Annotated in this window: 17 protein-coding genes; 2 read left to right on the top strand and 15 right to left on the bottom strand. The window is 41.5% G+C overall.

The features are described from left to right. Positions 1 to 72: 72 nt before the first annotated feature. Positions 73 to 1,683 carry a DUF2075 domain-containing protein gene (locus AC4EHJ_RS11755; protein WP_490975814.1) on the bottom strand — a complete coding sequence of 537 codons (1,611 nt, stop codon included), beginning with the start codon at positions 1,681 to 1,683 and terminating at the stop codon, positions 73 to 75. 1,026 nt (positions 1,684 to 2,709) lie between these two features. Beyond that, positions 2,710 to 3,459, bottom strand: coding sequence for a hypothetical protein (locus AC4EHJ_RS11750; protein WP_490975813.1), 750 nt, complete (start codon positions 3,457 to 3,459; stop codon positions 2,710 to 2,712). A gap of 360 nt (positions 3,460 to 3,819) precedes the next feature. Between AC4EHJ_RS11750 and AC4EHJ_RS11745 the strand changes: the two genes are divergently transcribed. After that, on the top strand, positions 3,820 to 4,185 hold the full coding sequence (locus AC4EHJ_RS11745) for a DUF5412 domain-containing protein (RefSeq protein ID WP_490975812.1): 366 nt from the start codon (positions 3,820 to 3,822) through the stop codon (positions 4,183 to 4,185). A 19-nt stretch (positions 4,186 to 4,204) separates the two neighbouring features. After that, complete coding sequence (locus AC4EHJ_RS11740; RefSeq protein WP_490975811.1) at positions 4,205 to 4,531, top strand: hypothetical protein; 327 nt, start codon at positions 4,205 to 4,207, stop codon at positions 4,529 to 4,531. Positions 4,532 to 4,815: 284 nt separating this feature from the next. Here AC4EHJ_RS11740 and AC4EHJ_RS11735 read toward each other — a convergent pair whose 3' ends face one another. From AC4EHJ_RS11735 to AC4EHJ_RS11675, 13 genes are all read right to left on the bottom strand, one after another. Beyond that, positions 4,816 to 5,664 (bottom strand): ABC transporter permease subunit, encoded by an 849-nt coding sequence (locus AC4EHJ_RS11735; protein ID WP_490975810.1) that lies wholly within the window; start codon positions 5,662 to 5,664, stop codon positions 4,816 to 4,818. After that, the gene (gene phnE, locus AC4EHJ_RS11730; RefSeq protein WP_490975809.1) at positions 5,664 to 6,452 is read right to left on the bottom strand and encodes a phosphonate ABC transporter, permease protein PhnE; all 789 of its coding nucleotides are present in this window, start codon (positions 6,450 to 6,452) and stop codon (positions 5,664 to 5,666) included. Before phnE ends, AC4EHJ_RS11735 begins: the two co-directional genes overlap by 1 nt. Positions 6,453 to 6,465: 13 nt before the next feature. Further along, positions 6,466 to 7,239: a phosphonate ABC transporter ATP-binding protein gene (gene phnC, locus AC4EHJ_RS11725; RefSeq protein ID WP_490975808.1), complete on the bottom strand. Its 774-nt coding sequence runs from the start codon at positions 7,237 to 7,239 to the stop codon at positions 6,466 to 6,468. Between the two features lie 92 nt (positions 7,240 to 7,331). Next, on the bottom strand, positions 7,332 to 8,375 hold the full coding sequence (locus AC4EHJ_RS11720; protein ID WP_490975807.1) for a PhnD/SsuA/transferrin family substrate-binding protein: 1,044 nt from the start codon (positions 8,373 to 8,375) through the stop codon (positions 7,332 to 7,334). Positions 8,376 to 8,474: 99 nt separating this feature from the next. Further along, the gene (locus AC4EHJ_RS11715; RefSeq protein ID WP_490975806.1) at positions 8,475 to 9,302 is read right to left on the bottom strand and encodes a PHP domain-containing protein; all 828 of its coding nucleotides are present in this window, start codon (positions 9,300 to 9,302) and stop codon (positions 8,475 to 8,477) included. After that, positions 9,299 to 10,015 (bottom strand): phosphonate C-P lyase system protein PhnL, encoded by a 717-nt coding sequence (gene phnL / locus AC4EHJ_RS11710; protein WP_490975805.1) that lies wholly within the window; start codon positions 10,013 to 10,015, stop codon positions 9,299 to 9,301. Before phnL ends, AC4EHJ_RS11715 begins: the two co-directional genes overlap by 4 nt. Positions 10,016 to 10,035: 20 nt before the next feature. Continuing rightward, a complete protein-coding gene (phnM, locus tag AC4EHJ_RS11705; RefSeq protein WP_490975804.1) occupies positions 10,036 to 11,217 on the bottom strand; it encodes a phosphonate metabolism protein PhnM in 1,182 nt (393 codons plus the stop codon). 14 nt (positions 11,218 to 11,231) lie between these two features. Continuing rightward, a complete protein-coding gene (locus tag AC4EHJ_RS11700) occupies positions 11,232 to 12,071 on the bottom strand; it encodes an ATP-binding cassette domain-containing protein (RefSeq protein ID WP_490975803.1) in 840 nt (279 codons plus the stop codon). Beyond that, positions 12,064 to 12,942 (bottom strand): alpha-D-ribose 1-methylphosphonate 5-phosphate C-P-lyase PhnJ, encoded by an 879-nt coding sequence (locus AC4EHJ_RS11695; protein WP_490975802.1) that lies wholly within the window; start codon positions 12,940 to 12,942, stop codon positions 12,064 to 12,066. Before AC4EHJ_RS11695 ends, AC4EHJ_RS11700 begins: the two co-directional genes overlap by 8 nt. Then, positions 12,932 to 14,047 (bottom strand): carbon-phosphorus lyase complex subunit PhnI, encoded by a 1,116-nt coding sequence (locus tag AC4EHJ_RS11690; protein ID WP_490975801.1) that lies wholly within the window; start codon positions 14,045 to 14,047, stop codon positions 12,932 to 12,934. Before AC4EHJ_RS11690 ends, AC4EHJ_RS11695 begins: the two co-directional genes overlap by 11 nt. Beyond that, positions 14,048 to 14,644, bottom strand: coding sequence for a phosphonate C-P lyase system protein PhnH (gene phnH / locus AC4EHJ_RS11685; protein WP_490975800.1), 597 nt, complete (start codon positions 14,642 to 14,644; stop codon positions 14,048 to 14,050). Between the two features lie 37 nt (positions 14,645 to 14,681). Then, positions 14,682 to 15,104 carry a phosphonate C-P lyase system protein PhnG gene (gene phnG / locus AC4EHJ_RS11680; RefSeq protein WP_490975799.1) on the bottom strand — a complete coding sequence of 141 codons (423 nt, stop codon included), beginning with the start codon at positions 15,102 to 15,104 and terminating at the stop codon, positions 14,682 to 14,684. 160 nt (positions 15,105 to 15,264) lie between these two features. Next, positions 15,265 to 15,981: a GntR family transcriptional regulator gene (locus AC4EHJ_RS11675; RefSeq protein WP_490975798.1), complete on the bottom strand. Its 717-nt coding sequence runs from the start codon at positions 15,979 to 15,981 to the stop codon at positions 15,265 to 15,267. Positions 15,982 to 16,047 lie beyond the last annotated feature (66 nt).

Genomic DNA, 16,047 nt, shown 5'->3' with positions numbered 1-16,047 from the left:
TCGACAACTAGGAAATCAAAATCATCATTCATTTATTCTATGGTCTGTCTTACAGAAAGATATACATCGCTACTATATTTCTACAAGTCGCTCCCTCAACCCCTCATTACTAGCATAAATATAGAGCCCCTTTATCCCCCTCTTCATCAACACATTTATCGAATTCAATATAATCTGTTCTTTAGCTTTCTCAACATCATCAATGCCTTCTTTTCCTCTGAAAGCTTCGGTATCACTATATTTTTCAGTCATAATCTTCAAGCAATCATTTTGCTCATCATAAATAACTGATGGCCCCAATATCACTCCCACATAATTCAAATCGAAGCCTTGAATCGTATAGTTGGATCCCGCTTCTTTGATTGTCTCCGGCTTTTCCGCCCAGGTGTTTTTGGTATCGGTTGAATTCCACGGGATTTCAAGACTGTCTTCTTTGATGTAGTACTGCTGGCCATCTTTTTTATGTTCATAATCGAATGTCGAAACCACTCTGGAGAGTCCGTGTTCTTTATTCTTTTCCACTATGGCTTCATGCATTTCCTTAGCAGAATCGAATATTTTAAAGTCATAAAGCTTATCTTTCGGAAGCTTAACAATTCGCTTCTCTACAAAATTATCGATCCAGTCAATCACATCGTCTCCAGCATCCATGCGGAACTGTTCTCTTAAAACGTAGGGCTCTTCTCTTTGGTAGCCTGACACTATTTTCTTGAGCCGCTCCTTATCCCAATAATTTTTCAGTTTTAAGACCTGCTTTTCATCATAGACAACGATGACTACTTTGCTGTGCTTAATAATTTCTTCCAATTGATTGTCTTCATCAAAATTATTGAAAACATCAGCTCTGCTCAGCAACAAATGAGCTTCGTCAACCAAAACAATATCCGCTTTTTCTGATGTTCTCTTTTGCTTATTAATGAAACTTGTGGGCTTATCGAAATTATTCTTTTTAAGAAACTTCACATTGGCAGCAATGTTTTTATACGTTTTCAGCATTTCCGAATGATTTACGAGCAAATAATTTTTTGTTTGATGAAGGTTAGAGTTTTTATCAGCCGCTCGTTCCTGGATGCTATTGAATACGGAACTCAGGACCACGCTCTTCCCTACACCAGCTTCACCCTTAATCATGTATACAAACGTCTCATCATCATTGATGTGCTCTTCACATACTTCAAGAATTTTTGTTTTAAGCTCGAGTTGCGTCATCGACAGCTCTTTAAAAGGAGAAAGTTTAAATATATCCCTGTTTTCAATTACGTGAGCAGGGTTATTTACTACCTTCCTTTTCAATAATTCTTTCCATATATCATTGAATATCTGTTTGTCGTAAAATTCCTTGTTGTGATAATTGTGCGTTACGCTTTGCGCAGTCTGACTCTTATTCTGCAGCTTGTAACGATTATCGCCCAAGAAGTAATTAATTAGTTTAGTTTCAATATTGTATGTAGCTGAGCGGTGAAATTCTTTATGAATAATCAAAGTCATCTTTTCTAATTTCTTTCTTTCAATATTATTCAGATGAGACTTCATACGATTTTTAAAGGCTACAGTTTCCCCGATATATACCGTAGTATTATTGTTCAAAAAATAAACTACTGGATAGTTAAAGTAAGTATCATTCTTGATACTTTCCAGGGTAGATTTATTAAAATCCCAGGTTTTTAGTTCGGTCTTACCCATAAATATTCACCCCTCTGGATATAGCAAATTCAGTGAATCCAATCAAATAGATAATTCAAGCGCTTAGAGTATGGTTCAATATATTGATTCTAAAATACAGGGAAAATGCTAATGTCTTAATATTAGCATTTTTTAACTATTAATTGTCTGCATTTGGAAAATTTAATCGTTACTCATATGCTCGTTAGGATACACCTGAACCTTCTATTTGAACACGGAGCTTGAATTTTAGAAGACACATGGCAGATTCATATTGATTTTGGCGAGGAAGGTCGATATCCGAAATGTTGTTCAGATTCCATGGTGAATTTTGAGCACCAGATGAAATTCAAAAAGACTCAAGGCTTTTCACCGGTTGAAAAGATTCAGTTGCAGCTTCAATAAAATAAACTGGACGAATGCTATGGTCAATAACCTAAATGATCGAAGCGACAATCAATAGATATTCTCGTGATTTTACGTATTTGTATTCTAACTTATGGGGAAATCATAAAGAAAAGGCGGATCCATTTGGATTCGCCTTTCAATCATTCCCGCTTTCTCTTAAAGAAAGCCTTGAATATACCAATATTCACGAGAATCATACCAGCAAAGATCAGAAAGAAAAGGAAATAGACCAGCATATAGGCAAACCCTTCCCCAAATCCAAATAGCTCACCCATGGCCGGAATTCCGCCGGCAAATATGAATAGCGGCGGGAACAGGATCAAAAGGAAACCTATGATTAAAATCTTTTTTTGCTTTTGTAGCATTGTTGAATCTCTCCTTACAAATTTTTAGGGTTGCCCTTTCTATCTTCTGCTATTGTTGAACAAGCTTCTAAATAATAACACCAATCCAATTACCACTACGATTAAAATAAGCGTTCCTAGAATTCCTACGCTTTCTAACACTTTACATCTCCCCTTTCGAATTATTGAGTCAACTAGGCTTCATACAGTAATGGCGCATTGATTTCGGCACGCCTTTGATCTCGAGCGCTCCGTTATCCACGAGCTGAGCGTTTCTTTAGTCAATCATATTCAGTTATTGATTTTCAGCTACGATTTGCTTTAAGTAACCTTCAGGAATTTCTAGCGTTGTTTCTAGATGCTTTGTATAATATTTTCCGTCAGTGGTTTCAATCTCCAGCAGAAGTTCGTCGTTCGACGCCATTTTATAGGGTCCACTGAAGAATATGTCGATCGATTCCCCTTGCTTTAGTTGGGCGGACTGAGTTGAATCGCCGCCATTTTTTGAAGCGCTTACTGTGGCAACTGAATCGTAATGCCCAATTGTTTGAATATCCATTGGTTCGTCGGCTGTAAACGTATAGTGTAGATCGTCGCCTTTTATGATTCCCTCTGCAGCCTCATCTTCACTCAATACAACGAGGATGGTTTCAACAGGTGCATAATCTTTATACGAGACAGAAACGAGCGGTGCGCGTCCGGATAATTCCATAAAATAAATTAGTTCTTCCTCAGTTAGTTTAATCACGTCTTCTCGAAGTTGATATCCGTTTTGACTAGTAAGAATTTCAGAAGTACCATTTTTCTCGTCTTGTTCTGCTGAATTTTCAGTTGGGTAAAAGCTTCTTTCATTTACTACTGCTTTCGTCAAAGGCGTCTGATCTCTTTTAGTCGTTATGTACGAAATGGCAATCTCTCGATTCTTTTCATTCATCTGCACAGATACTACGACAGGCTTTTCGACACTTGCTCTCGGCCAGAAAAAATACACACTTGCTCCAATTAGAAGCATAACCACAATGCCTATCCCAATCCACTTTTTCATCTAGCTGCCCCGCTCCGTTTATTTTTTTCTCTAGTTTCTAGATTGAGTTAAAAGAATTTTCAATCAAAATACCAATATTATAAATTTTACCATTTTTTGTTTATCTTTTATCTAGCTTATAAAAAAATAATTTGAGGAATAATAAGTCCTAGCTTTCCGACTTGGTTACTCCTTTGACCCTCCATAGTGGCTCAATAGCTCAGTCTCTTCACTGGGCTATTTTCATTGCCCATAATTTTACCATAGATGACTTGGACAATCGTTTTTCATCTGAAAGCTTCCGCACAGAAAATTTTGTTTACAGATAATTAAACAGAACTTATTCCATTTATTTCCGTTATATGTAAAGAGGTGTTGGCTATGAGAAAAGCTTTGTTCATCGCTCTTGGCGTTTTATTTATTGTGGCTTCACTGTTGGGCTATGGCGTCTACTGGGCGTTCTTCGATATGGAGCGTTTGCCTGAAGGGGAATTTCTAACCGAAGCTGTGTCGCCCGACGGCACGTATACCGTCCGCGCTTATGTGACGAATGGCGGAGCGACAGTGGCTTATGCGGTTCGAGGTGAATTGATTTTTAACGATGAAGATGGAAAAGAAAAGACCATCTACTGGAGGGACCGGGAAGATTCGGCAACGATTTTTTGGGTCGATAACGATACGGTGGAAATCAACGGGAGCAAGTTGAACATTCCGCAGGAAACCTATGATTTCAGAAACAGCGAGTAAGAGATAGGAGGAGTTTGTGTTGCCTGGTTTGGAAATATATTTTTTCATTCGCTTTATTTTTGTATTCTTTATTGTCTGCTCGCTGCTGTTGCTGGCGTTGACGGTCCGCCCTTTTAACCGCTTCGGGCTCGTGAACGGCTTCACGATTGGCTTGTTCGTTTTGACCGCGATGGTCGTGTCGGTTACGAATGGGCTGATTGCGGGGTATTTGTCAGATGGCATTTACCCAGGCGGAGACGAAGTCATTTTTTATATGTTTTTCATCTTGTTTTTCTTATGTGCGTTGAATGTGCTGCTTTACGTGATTTATTCTATACGGAAACAACAGCTTTTTAAGAAGATATGATTTAAAAATAAAAATAGGAAAGCACCGGTATGGCTGCCTTCCCTTTTTTTTGCTGTTCTCCAAATATCTTCTACGAATTCCGTTCGATCAATCAGCAATCAAGTATTTCAATTTGTTTTCAAAGCTTTCGATAAACTCATTCGTGATCAATGTGGCTTCACTCAATTCAAACGCTTTGCAAAGGGTATTTTTTTGAACAAGGATACCTAAAACAAGAAAAAAGGCTTTCCTTTTCAACTGGAAAAGCCCTTGATGTTTTTCATAGTCCACTCTATTTATGCTTTTTAATTAGCGGAAGAAGCCGGGAAGTAGCGATTTTTTAAACGGGTTGACAAGATTTCTAAAACAATCGCCAGAACAAGGATCATATAGGTGATGAATCCTACTTCCCTCAAATCGAAGTAAAAGCCTGAAGCCATGAACAGTTCAAATCCGATTCCGCCTGCCCCAGCTGCCGCTCCCATAGCAACCGCTACGGCAAAGTTGATTTCAAAACGCAGGAACGTCCACGATAACAAATAAGTGAAGGTCGACGGCAAGACTGCATGTGTCACGATATGCCACCAGCTGGCCCCGGTTGCACGCAGCGCCTCCAGTATGCCTTGATCAACTTCCTCAAAAGACTCAGAGAATGCTTTCACTAAATAGGCAATCGAGTGGAATAGCATTCCAAGCACCGCTGCTTCACTTCCTAAACCAGCTGCAATCGCAAAGATTAAGACCCATAACACGGTAGGAACAGCACGTATAAAGGCAACCACGATTCGAATCGTTTTTGATACCCATACTTTCGAAAGGTTCGTTGCGGCCATCAACGCTAAAAAAAAGGCAATGACTGCACCTAAAATCGTTGACAGAAAAGCTAAACCGAGCGTAATGCCAACTTGGTAAAAAGCTTCTCCCCAACCAAAATGGCTGAGTGCAGGTTCCAGGAACATCGTTTTCAAGTTATAGACGGTGGCCGGAATCGCTTTCCCTAAATCCAGCCCCGTATAGTCGAAGAAGAGAAAGGCCATGATTGTGAGTGCAGTCAGCACCGCCAGCGTCCCGCTCATCACGCGCTCCGCTTTGTTGCCTGATTTAATCGTAATTCGGCCATCACGCGTCCTTTTTTTGTACGTTGTTGCTTCCATTATAGAATCACCTTCCGAATATGGTTTGAAATCAGTTCGATCATGATTACGGCGATGACGATACTGAATGTAACAAGCGCGACAGCGTTATAGTTCAGCGTTTTGTAATACAAATCGAACGCGAATCCAATTCCTGTCCCTGTTAAGATTCCCACTAATGTCGCATTTCGAATATTCGTTTCAACCATAAACAAGATCCAGCTGATCATCTGCGGCAGACATTGGGGAATGACCGCTTTATAGACAATTTGAAAGTATGTTGCACCCGTAGCTCTTAATGCTTCAACTGCGCTCAGGCTTGCTTCATCTATGGATTCTATAAACGCCCTCGTTAAGAATCCGACGGAACCGACGAATAATGCCAGATACCCTGTCATTGAATTTTGTCCAAAAGAAAGCAGCAAAATCAAAGCCCAGGCAACCACGGGGATATTCCTTGAAACAGAAGCGATGAAACGGGCAAAGACACCCATTGCACTGTTGCTTCCTGTGGTTTTAGATCCCATTAAGCCCAGAAAGATAGCGACAATTGTCCCTGTCGTCGTGGCGGCAATGGACATTAGAACAGTCTCGATTAATTCTTCCAAAATCGTCGGTAATTTTTCCAGTGATTCCTGTGTGATAAACAAATTGGAAAAAATCCACACGATCGCTTCAGGCAAGGTGGCCATTCCATGCAGGATATTAAAGTTCGTTATGTCTGCTGATAAATACGTCAATACGATAATAATGACAGAGACAATTACCGTCTGCTTTTTACGTTGGCTTCGCATCACTTTTTCATTCATTCGGTTTTGCTCCTCACACCGTAATTAACTTTCGGGTCTCTCTCGTTTCTGTGCCATAAATATGGTCAATATTTTCAGCCTGAAGCCTATGGCTCGGCCCATCAAATACAACTTCACCTTTTTTCAAACCAATAATCCGATCTGAATAGCTGCGGGCCATTTCTACTTGATGCAAGTTGACGATGCACGTAATATTGAGCTCCAACGTAATGGATTTCAAATGGTCCATGATAACTTTGGAAGCGTTCGGATCAAGCGAAGCAATCGGCTCATCGCATAGAATGATTTTCGGTTCCTGGATAAGCGAACGCGCAATGCCAACGCGTTGCTGCTGGCCCCCGCTTAACTGATCGCAGCGTTTATACGCATGTTCTTCTATGCCTAATTTCTTTAGCAGGAAAAACGCTTGTTCTTTCTCTAATTCCGTAAATTTCCCTAATACGCCTTGGAGCGTTGTTTTATAGCCAAGGCGCCCGTGCAGTACATTTTCAATAACGGATAAACGCGGCACCAAGTTATAATGCTGAAAGATCATGCCGATGTTCGTGCGCAATAACCGCAAATCCTTTTTATTCAGACTGCCTACGTCCGAATGGTCAAAATGGACTTTGCCTTCATCGATTTCAACCATTCGATTGATGCAGCGCAAGAGCGTGGATTTGCCGGCACCAGATGGGCCAATAACTGAAACGAATTCACCGGCCTCCACTTTAAAACTAACGTTATTTAATACTTTCGTTTCCGAATTGTATGTTTTACCGAGTTCTTCAACTGTTAATAAGGACATGTTTTTCGGCTCCTTTTTTAGCGCGTATTTACAAACTTAAAGCATGCATGTTGAAAAATGCATGCTCTAATTTTTCACTTTGGCAGTTGATGTTAGTTGTTTGATAGCTCTCGGATTGGATCGAACCATGCGTCTTCCACTACTGAAAATCTTTCCTTGCCTGATTTAAAGAACAATCCTGACTCTCCTGAATCTTCCGGGACAAAGATTTTTTCATTATTCGCAATGTCATCTGAAACAAATAATTCTTGCAGGAGATCAAAATCTTCTTGTCCTAGCACATCTGTATTCGCAACGAATGGTGCGTTTAATACTGGCGTTACACCCATCAATGTAAATTCACTGCCGGTCACCGAGTTAAAAGGCTCAGCGGCATCTTCTTTTACTTTATAGACGGAACCGACCGTGTTTTTTTCACCTTCAGCAACTTCCACATAGCTTTCAACACAAGTGTCACAGAATGCAGCAACCTCCGCAGCGCCGCTCAATAAATTAACTGCAGAACCTTGATGAGAATTACCGAATAGGACTTGAGAGAAAAGCGCTCCGCCTTGCATTAAATCTTCCTGGCTTAAGTCTTCAAAGCCCGGCTTTTCTGCATAATGTCCGATAATCGTTGACGCGGGTACAACAAACCCTGAGGTTGAGCTGTTTGATACAAAGGACATCTTTTTCTTTTCAATCGCATCGAGTGAAAATTCGCCGTCCACCTTAAAGTTTTCTTGATCGTCCTTATTTACAGCTAACCAGCTGTGATACATTGCATCATCCAAGGTGCCTGATTCGCCAGTAGGAACAACTAAAGGTTCGATTACTTCGTTGCCTTCGTTCGCTTCGATATAACCTTGTGCTCCCATAAATGCCAGGTCTGCATTGTTGTTTACTAATGTTTCGATAGCGATTGCATAATCCGTCGTTAACTGATGTTCTACTTCTTTGCCTGTTGTTTCTGTAATGACTTTGCCAATTTCTTCACGTGAAGATTTCATGTCTGTACCGGATTCATTGGGATACCAAACGATTTTGATCACATCATCCACTTCTTTTTTCCCAGCCCCTGCAGCTCCTTCTGAACATGCAGACAACATAAAGGCTGCTGCTAAAGACAAAGTGATGACAGACAAATTTTTCTTCATTATTTTTACTCCCCTTTTCCTAACTAAATTGGCCGTTCAAGGTCCTTAATCAGTTCTATTGAATCATGTATTCTATAGGCAAAGTGTATATTTACACGATTAGCACAGACTCTTAACGTTATTAACACCTTTTAGCTGGGTGGGGCTTACAATGTCCCCCACGTTAACCGCCGCTCCAAATGAACCGTGATAATCGGATCCGCCCGTCATCACCAGGTGATATTTTTCTGCCAACGCTTCCACCCGGTGGTGGTCCTCCACTGTATGATCCAAATGATTCCGTTCAATCCCGTTTAATCCGACTTCCACCAGTTCCGGAATCAGGTCATAGGAATCCAGCTGGCCAGGATGAGCCACGACAGCAACTCCTCCGTCTGCTTTAATCGCCCGGACCGCATCGAATGCATCGATGTAGCGAACATCCCCCGAAGCAACGCCATCTCCTTTAAACAAGCTTTTATACAATCGCTTATATTCAGGTGAAGCATAGGCGGCATCCGTCAAAGACTTCATAATATGTTGTTTGTAAATCGTCTTGGACGGCTTCGCAAGTTCGATAATCTCTGCTAAATCCAGCGCATATCCTGCGGCTTGAAGCTTCTCGATTTGCTTTAGTGAATGTTCCTGTCTCCGTTTCAGCAGCGGCTCGCATATTGACTTCATGTGCACGGCATTTGAATGGAAATTATACCCGAGCACATGTACTTTACGGTCCCGCTTAAAGTCATACGCTGAAATTTCAATCCCCGGAACAAGGTCAATTCCATATTTTTCACCCAGCCTAGTGAGTTCCAAAAATCCTTCGACCGAATCATGTTCAACAAAACTTAGTTGAGCCACGCCATTATCACGGGCCTTCTTAATCACCGCTTCAGCACAATCAGAACCATCTGAGTAACGGCTGTGGACATGCAAATCGGCTCTCATAAAAAAGCTGTTTCTTTTGCGGTTGTCAGCTGCCTTGTCTGCATATCGAACACCTTGTCGCAAAGTCCTTCCATAAATTCGATATCATGGAAAATGCCAACCAATGTTGTCCCGTTGTTTTTCAATTTCTCGATGATTTGGCGGACTTTCTCTTTCGATTGGTGATCCAAACTTGCAGTTGGTTCATCAAGTAGTAATAACCTTGGTTTTTTCACTGTCGCCATAGCGATATTCAAGCGTAATTTTTCACCGCCGGAAAATGTATTGGGATAGCTGTCCCATAACTTCGAATCGAGTTCAAAATGAGTTAATGCTCTTTCTGCTTCCACTCGTGCCACTTCCTCAGACTCACCCATTTCCAGCAATGCATTGGTCACGAGCTGCCGGCAAGTTGTTCTCGGCATCACATTCAAAAACTGCGACACATAGCCAATTTCATATTTGCGCAAATACAGCATTTGCCTTTCCGTCACTTTTGCCAAATCAATGATTCCAAAGCGGCCTGAGTCGTAAAGCAGCTTTCCTGTATCCGGCAGATACGTACGGTAAATACTTTTCAAAATGGTGGATTTCCCGCTGCCGCTTTTACCTACAATGCCAATGAATTCGCCTGCGTCCAACGTGAAATTAATATGTTCCGTTGCAGGCATCGTTTTGCTTAAATGATGAATAGTAAATCGCTTGCCAAAATCGGTTATTTCCAGCATTGCCATGTCATTGCCTCCTCGCTCTACTATTTCGTTCGGTAATTCGTCGTGGTGATCAATGCACCATTCACCATTGTGGCAGTCAGCATCGGGTACCCGTCATCCATTCTTTCAATAACAAGAATGTCGGCTTTCTTCCCTCTTTTGATCGATCCCAATTCATCATCCATGCGTACTGCTTTTGCTGGATTAAGGGTGACCATCATAAACATTTTGTGCAAATCATTGCCGTGTTTTTCATGCAGATCGAATATGGCATGCAAAAGTGCTGCCGGATAATAATCACTGCAAAGAATATCCACGCAATCGTGTCCAATGGCTTCTGCAGCTGATAAATTTCCCGAGTGGGAACCGCCAAGCAACACATTTGGGGCTCCAGCAATTGTATACAATCCAAGCTCTTTTGCTTTTAATGCCACATCAAGCGTGATGGGGAATTCACTGATTGTCGTCCCAAATGTTTTTACCAGATCCAATTTCTGTAGGTTGTCATCGTCGTGTGATGCTATCGCAATGCCTTTAGCCAAAGCGATGTCGGCCACTTCTTTGATTTTTTCGATCGTTAAAAACTCTGTACTCTGGCGTTCCGCGATTATTACGTTCACAGCGTCATCCGTGATATTGCGGTATCCTTTTAATGTTTCCCGGTAGACTTCCAAGTTGCGGTATTGCCCTTGTCCCGGTGTATGATCCATAAAGGACAGCAAATGCACTTTGTCGTCTTCGATATTTTTAACAAGTTGATCAACTTCATCAATATTGTCAATTTCGAAACGTGCATGCAAACGGTGGCGAATGAGATGCAGCTGATGATGGGTAGCGTCAATGGCATCTACCATACGCTGGATATTATGCGGATTCCGCATCGGTTTGTGCGTAAAAACATCTTCCCGGTAAAAAGACAGGGAATGGAACATCGTCGTTATCCCATGGCCGATTAATATTTTTTCCGCCTCTCTTAAGCTGATGTTGAAATCCATCATGCTAGTCGGACGGGGGGAAGCAATCGTTTCAATATAATCGGAATGGATGTCTATAAACCCCGGAGAAATAAAGCCGCCCCGCGCATCGATCAACTGAGCATCCTCGAAATGGACGATATCTTTTTGAGGAATAATCTCTTGGATCGTTTCTCCTTCAATAACAACAGCGTGCCCTTCAAGTATTGCTTCTTCTGTTATGATTTTCCCATTATGAATAATGTACACGGTGGCTGTTCCTCCTATAATAATGAGTAGACTAATTGCTGCGTATATTCATGTTGTGGATCTTCCAAAATCTGATCCGTTAAACCTTCTTCAATGATGGCGCCATTCAGCATGACCACCGTACGGTCTGCCAGCATTCTAATAACTGCCAAATCATGGGACACAACGAGCATGCTGATGCCTAATTCTCGTTGAATGGTTTTTATTAAATCCAAAACATTTGCTTGTACCGACAAATCCAATCCGGTTGTTACTTCATCCAAAAACAAAACTGGCGGATTATTAGACAGCGCTTTGGCAATTTGAACCCGCTGCTGCATCCCTCCAGAAAAATTGCGGGGCTCTTCTTTCATGCGATGCAAGGGGATATGCACACTTTCCAACAACTTTTTGCTCGTAGCTTCCATATCCCTTACGTTGCGGTTGCCAGCTGCAATCAGTTTTTCTGCAATATTCCCGACAGAAGAAAAGTTCATTTTCAAGCCATGCACCGGATTTTGATAAACCATGCCATAACTATGATTACGGATAAACCGTTTTTGCTGTGTCGATAAGTCAAAAACATTCTTGCCTTCTAGTGTTGGGTCTTTGATATAAGCTTCGCCGGATGAGACTTCTGCATCGAAGTACAAACATTGCATCAGCGTGGACTTGCCACTTCCGCTTTCCCCGACAATCCCTAAAATTTCTCCTGGATATAAATCCAATGAAATGTCTTGGCAAGCATATACGGTTCCGCAGTTTATACAGTAGTTTTTCTCTAATTGCCGCTTATCCATTTGCCCACATTCACGGCAACCCGGACCAAATTGCTTCCGTAAGTTCCTTACTTGCAATACCGGTTCCTCATGCATAGCTGCCTTTCACCTCAGCTTCCTCTTTCTCATTCACGTTTTCGTTCATCCGTTCCATACAATAACTCGTATCGTTGCATTGGTAGATCGTTTCTCCGGTTATGTGATCAATCAGTTCGTCCAAAAATACATCCGCCGCGCTGCATAAGTGGCAATGCACACCTTCAAACGATTCCACTGTAAATGGATAATCATCAAATGCCAATGACTCTACATTTGTATAAGGTGGAACGGCATAGATTTTCTTTTCCCTTCCCGCGCCGAGCAGGATTAAGGCATCGGATTGGTGCATTTTCGGGTTGTCAAAACGTGGAATCGGACTAGGCGCCATTACATAACGATGATTCACATATACAGGGTGATCCGCGGCAGTCGCAGTTTTCCCGAATTTCATAATCTGTTCGAATAACATTAACCATGCACCACTATAATCATCTTCTGAATGCATTCTCTTCGTTATATATTCTCTTGCTTCCACGCCGCGAAGTGGCTCTGGCATCGGAACTTGCAAGACAATAATTTGTTCTTTTGTTAACGCAATTTCCGGTATCCGGTGTCGTGATTGAATAATATCGGCATCTTCCGTGAGATCTGTAAGTTCAACGCCCGTGGTTTCATGAACCAGTTTTTTGATGCTGACAGCATTCACGGATTCGTCCGCGCCTTGGTCTATAACTTTCAGTACATCGGATTTCCCTATAATCGAAAGGGTGATTTGCAATCCACCAGTTCCCCATCCTCGGGCAATTGGCATTTCTCTCGAAGCAAATGGCACTTGATAGCCTGGTATTGCTACAGCTTTCATGATGGCACGGCGAATTTCTTTTTTAGAACCTTCGTCAAAGAATGCAAAATGCGTCTCAGCTTTCATTTTCCCGCACTCCTTTCTTCACTTGACGAATACTGTCCAATTTTGATTGGAATGTTACATAATGCGGCAATTTCAAATGGGAAATAAAGCCGGTAGATTCCACAGAATCGATGTGCAGCAAAACGAATTCTTCATCATGCGTCGGAAAATCGAAATTTGTATGTTCCAGGCATTGATCCAGGATACTCATCGCAATCGCTTTTGTTTCGTTTTGGCCATAACAAATGCCATAACCGATTTCAAATTCCAGTTCATCTTCGTTGCTTTCATTTTTCACTTTGACTGGCACAAAAGATTCCACTTCCGTCACTTTTATTTCTCCGATATAGAACTCATCTTCAGCGTCGTGCCCAACTTCGTTTGGATGCTCGACGTAAATAGGTACAGCGCCTACTCGCACTTCACCGACTGTCGGATGGACTTGCCCGTATCCTCTTAGCGAGGCATATCCCAGAGAGGTGACAGCTCCTGTTTGTCCGCGTGTCAATACTTGCAATCTGGCGCTGCGGCTTGTCGGGAAATCCAAATTTTGTTTTGTAATATCTATTGGAGGGGTATTGTCCGCTTCGTATTTTTCAAACAGGCCTTCTTCACGTAAATGCTCTACTACCTTCGGGAAGTACTGTACTCCCTCGGAAGGTTCGATATGTTGTAATTCTTGCTTATACTTTTGGAGCCATTGCTGATTTTTTGCTGCGTTTTCTTCTACCAGGTTAAAATCCAGTAATCTATGCGTGTAGTCGTAGGTCGGACCTAACAACTGTCCTCCTGGAATATCTTTGAAACTTGCTGAAATACGCCGCTCGACCAGCATGGTTCCTGTTTCAACTGTCTGGCTATAATAATTGCGCGGCAATGTGGAACGGTGAGCACGCATCAGGAAAACGGCTTCTTCCATGCTTCCTTCCGCTTGCTTGATAGACAATGCCGCCAGGTAAGGCGAATACAAGCTGCTTTCGGACATCACTTGGTCTACCATGCCACGCATGGTGGACATAATCGTATCGACCGCAATTATTTCGTTGCCTTTTAAACGTTCGTACTTCAATCTTTTTATAGAAGCTTCAATTGCCTCAGTGCCGCCTTTTACCGGAACATACCCCATTTAGTTCACCCCCATAAGTTTTACTGAGGTTGTCCTAGGAATGCAGACAATTTGTGATGCTTCATCTGTAAAGATCAAATCTATGCCTATCGGGTATTCCTTTGTCCGTTCATTTCTGGCTTGCCATAGAGCTGTGCTAAAACTCGTATCAAGCTGTGCTGTGTGTTGAACCCCTGGTCCGGTTAAAGTCAGTTCATTTTTATTTGATAAAAGTGAACTTTCAATAATCCATGTTGATGATTGCTGGGGATCAATAAGATTGCCATCTTTACATTGCTTTAACGCCTCTTGGATTGCCGCTTCTGTATCTTCACGCAATACAATGACAAAGTCCGCTTTGTCAATCGGGGCAAATCTGGCTAATGTATAATTTGAAATTTGTTCTATTAAGTCTTGTCGGTTTTCTGAAAGGATATGGAATGTAACCTCTGCATCCAGCAGCGTCATCGCACTCAGCAGCGTGGCTTCATAACAAGGAAGATGGTAATCGACTCTTTCAGCATTTTTTTGGATGGACGAAATTGTGCCTGGCCGTGACATACTATGCAATATTTTTCTGAAAACCTGCTGCAAATCATGTACTTGATCAATAGCCATACTATCTCTCCTGTAAATTCAGTTTGTTTGGATCGCCTTAAACTTCCATTGTTTCAAAACGGACTTTCGTTTCAAAAAGTTCCGCTTGCTCTTTCGCTCGCTGTTTTAAAATAATGTGTTCCTCTTTTATCAGCTCCGCTTTCCAACCAGAGGTTTCCGGTAAGTCAGCTTTATAGGCTGCATCAATAATTGCTAAGTTTTTGGCCAGTTCATCTTGCATACCAACAACAATGCCGATACCGATGCGTTTCTCAATTTCTACTTTGGCTTCGGTCACGAGGACTTCTCCGATATAAAATAAGGAATTCTTTGCAGATTCACGCATCTTAATCATTGTTAAGCCATATTGTGGAGCAACGATTTCCCGACACTCATAACGATCGACAATCGTTTTTACAAAATTTCTAGCCAAACTGCAATCACCTTGAATGAGAATCTCGGTTCTTCTGCGTCTTTTCATATTCGATGCATCCTCCTTTACAAAACTCATCGTAACTTGTCGCCAAGTTCGCATGTTTTACGTAACCGTTAAGAAATCGTAAACCTTCTTAACAATCCGGCCAATAAAAAAACAGGCAAAGGAGTTTTGATCCTTTACCTGTTCGTTCCTTAATCTATCGTTAATCCATCGTTAAATCATATTTAAACTTATCGCTGCGGTACAATATTTTCGTATGTTCCAGTACTTTTCCTGAGCTTACATCTATGCAATCGCTTTCTACAATAATGAGGGGCACCATGCTTTTGCATGAAAATAGTTGCTGCTCGTAAGAAGTAGGGAACGTTATACTTAACATGCTTTTTTTACTCGAAAATTCCGAGTAGCCAAGCTTTCGGTAGTAGGCAAACATCGACTCTATTTCATGGCCGTCTTCCATGATTTCAGGCAGCATCGCTGCATTTACAAATGAATTATGTATGGCGATCGGCTCACCATTGATATAACGCAACCTTCCAATTTTATAGACATCGTCATCTTCTTTAGCGTTTAAACTTTGATATATCCCTTCGTTGAAACGAATTTTTTCGCAGTATATATTATGCGTTTTTAAATCGTATCCTGATTGCTTCATCTTATCTGTAAAGCTTGTTTTGCCCGTCAAATTCAAGTGAATTTGAGTTGATGCCTCTTTTAGATAACGCCCCTTGCCTTGCTTCGAATAAATGTATCCCCGTTCTTCTAACTTGGTAAGTGCATTTCTTATCGTCATTCTTGGGACCCGGTATTTTTCTGCAAGTTCATTTTCAGACGGAAATTTCTCTCCGTATTTAAGTTTCTTTGAAACGATTTGATCCATGATATCATCAACGATTTGAGTTTCCTTATCTGCTGACATAAGAAGCATCCCCCTTCATTTTTTTGGTGCCTCTGGAACAAAAAATTCCGAAAGTTTACTCACTTA

The organism is Planococcus sp. TJ-301 (assembly GCF_058268475.1).
This window is presented reverse-complemented; position numbering and strand designations above follow the sequence as displayed.

Excerpts from the sequence above, each read along its gene's own strand:
- AC4EHJ_RS11755 (WP_490975814.1), bottom strand. The coding sequence starts at position 1,683 with ATGGGTAAGACCGAACTAAAAACCTGGGATTTTAATAAATCTACCCTG.
- AC4EHJ_RS11750 (WP_490975813.1), bottom strand. The coding sequence starts at position 3,459 with ATGAAAAAGTGGATTGGGATAGGCATTGTGGTTATGCTTCTAATTGGA.
- AC4EHJ_RS11745 (WP_490975812.1), top strand. The coding sequence starts at position 3,820 with ATGAGAAAAGCTTTGTTCATCGCTCTTGGCGTTTTATTTATTGTGGCT.
- AC4EHJ_RS11735 (WP_490975810.1), bottom strand. The coding sequence starts at position 5,664 with ATGGAAGCAACAACGTACAAAAAAAGGACGCGTGATGGCCGAATTACG.
- phnE (WP_490975809.1), bottom strand. The coding sequence starts at position 6,452 with ATGAATGAAAAAGTGATGCGAAGCCAACGTAAAAAGCAGACGGTAATT.
- phnC (WP_490975808.1), bottom strand. The coding sequence starts at position 7,239 with ATGTCCTTATTAACAGTTGAAGAACTCGGTAAAACATACAATTCGGAA.
- AC4EHJ_RS11720 (WP_490975807.1), bottom strand. The coding sequence starts at position 8,375 with ATGAAGAAAAATTTGTCTGTCATCACTTTGTCTTTAGCAGCAGCCTTT.
- AC4EHJ_RS11715 (WP_490975806.1), bottom strand. The coding sequence starts at position 9,302 with ATGAGAGCCGATTTGCATGTCCACAGCCGTTACTCAGATGGTTCTGAT.
- phnL (WP_490975805.1), bottom strand. The coding sequence starts at position 10,015 with ATGGCAATGCTGGAAATAACCGATTTTGGCAAGCGATTTACTATTCAT.
- AC4EHJ_RS11700 (WP_490975803.1), bottom strand. The coding sequence starts at position 12,071 with ATGCATGAGGAACCGGTATTGCAAGTAAGGAACTTACGGAAGCAATTT.
- AC4EHJ_RS11695 (WP_490975802.1), bottom strand. The coding sequence starts at position 12,942 with ATGAAAGCTGAGACGCATTTTGCATTCTTTGACGAAGGTTCTAAAAAA.
- AC4EHJ_RS11690 (WP_490975801.1), bottom strand. The coding sequence starts at position 14,047 with ATGGGGTATGTTCCGGTAAAAGGCGGCACTGAGGCAATTGAAGCTTCT.
- phnH (WP_490975800.1), bottom strand. The coding sequence starts at position 14,644 with ATGGCTATTGATCAAGTACATGATTTGCAGCAGGTTTTCAGAAAAATA.
- phnG (WP_490975799.1), bottom strand. The coding sequence starts at position 15,104 with ATGAAAAGACGCAGAAGAACCGAGATTCTCATTCAAGGTGATTGCAGT.
- AC4EHJ_RS11675 (WP_490975798.1), bottom strand. The coding sequence starts at position 15,981 with ATGTCAGCAGATAAGGAAACTCAAATCGTTGATGATATCATGGATCAA.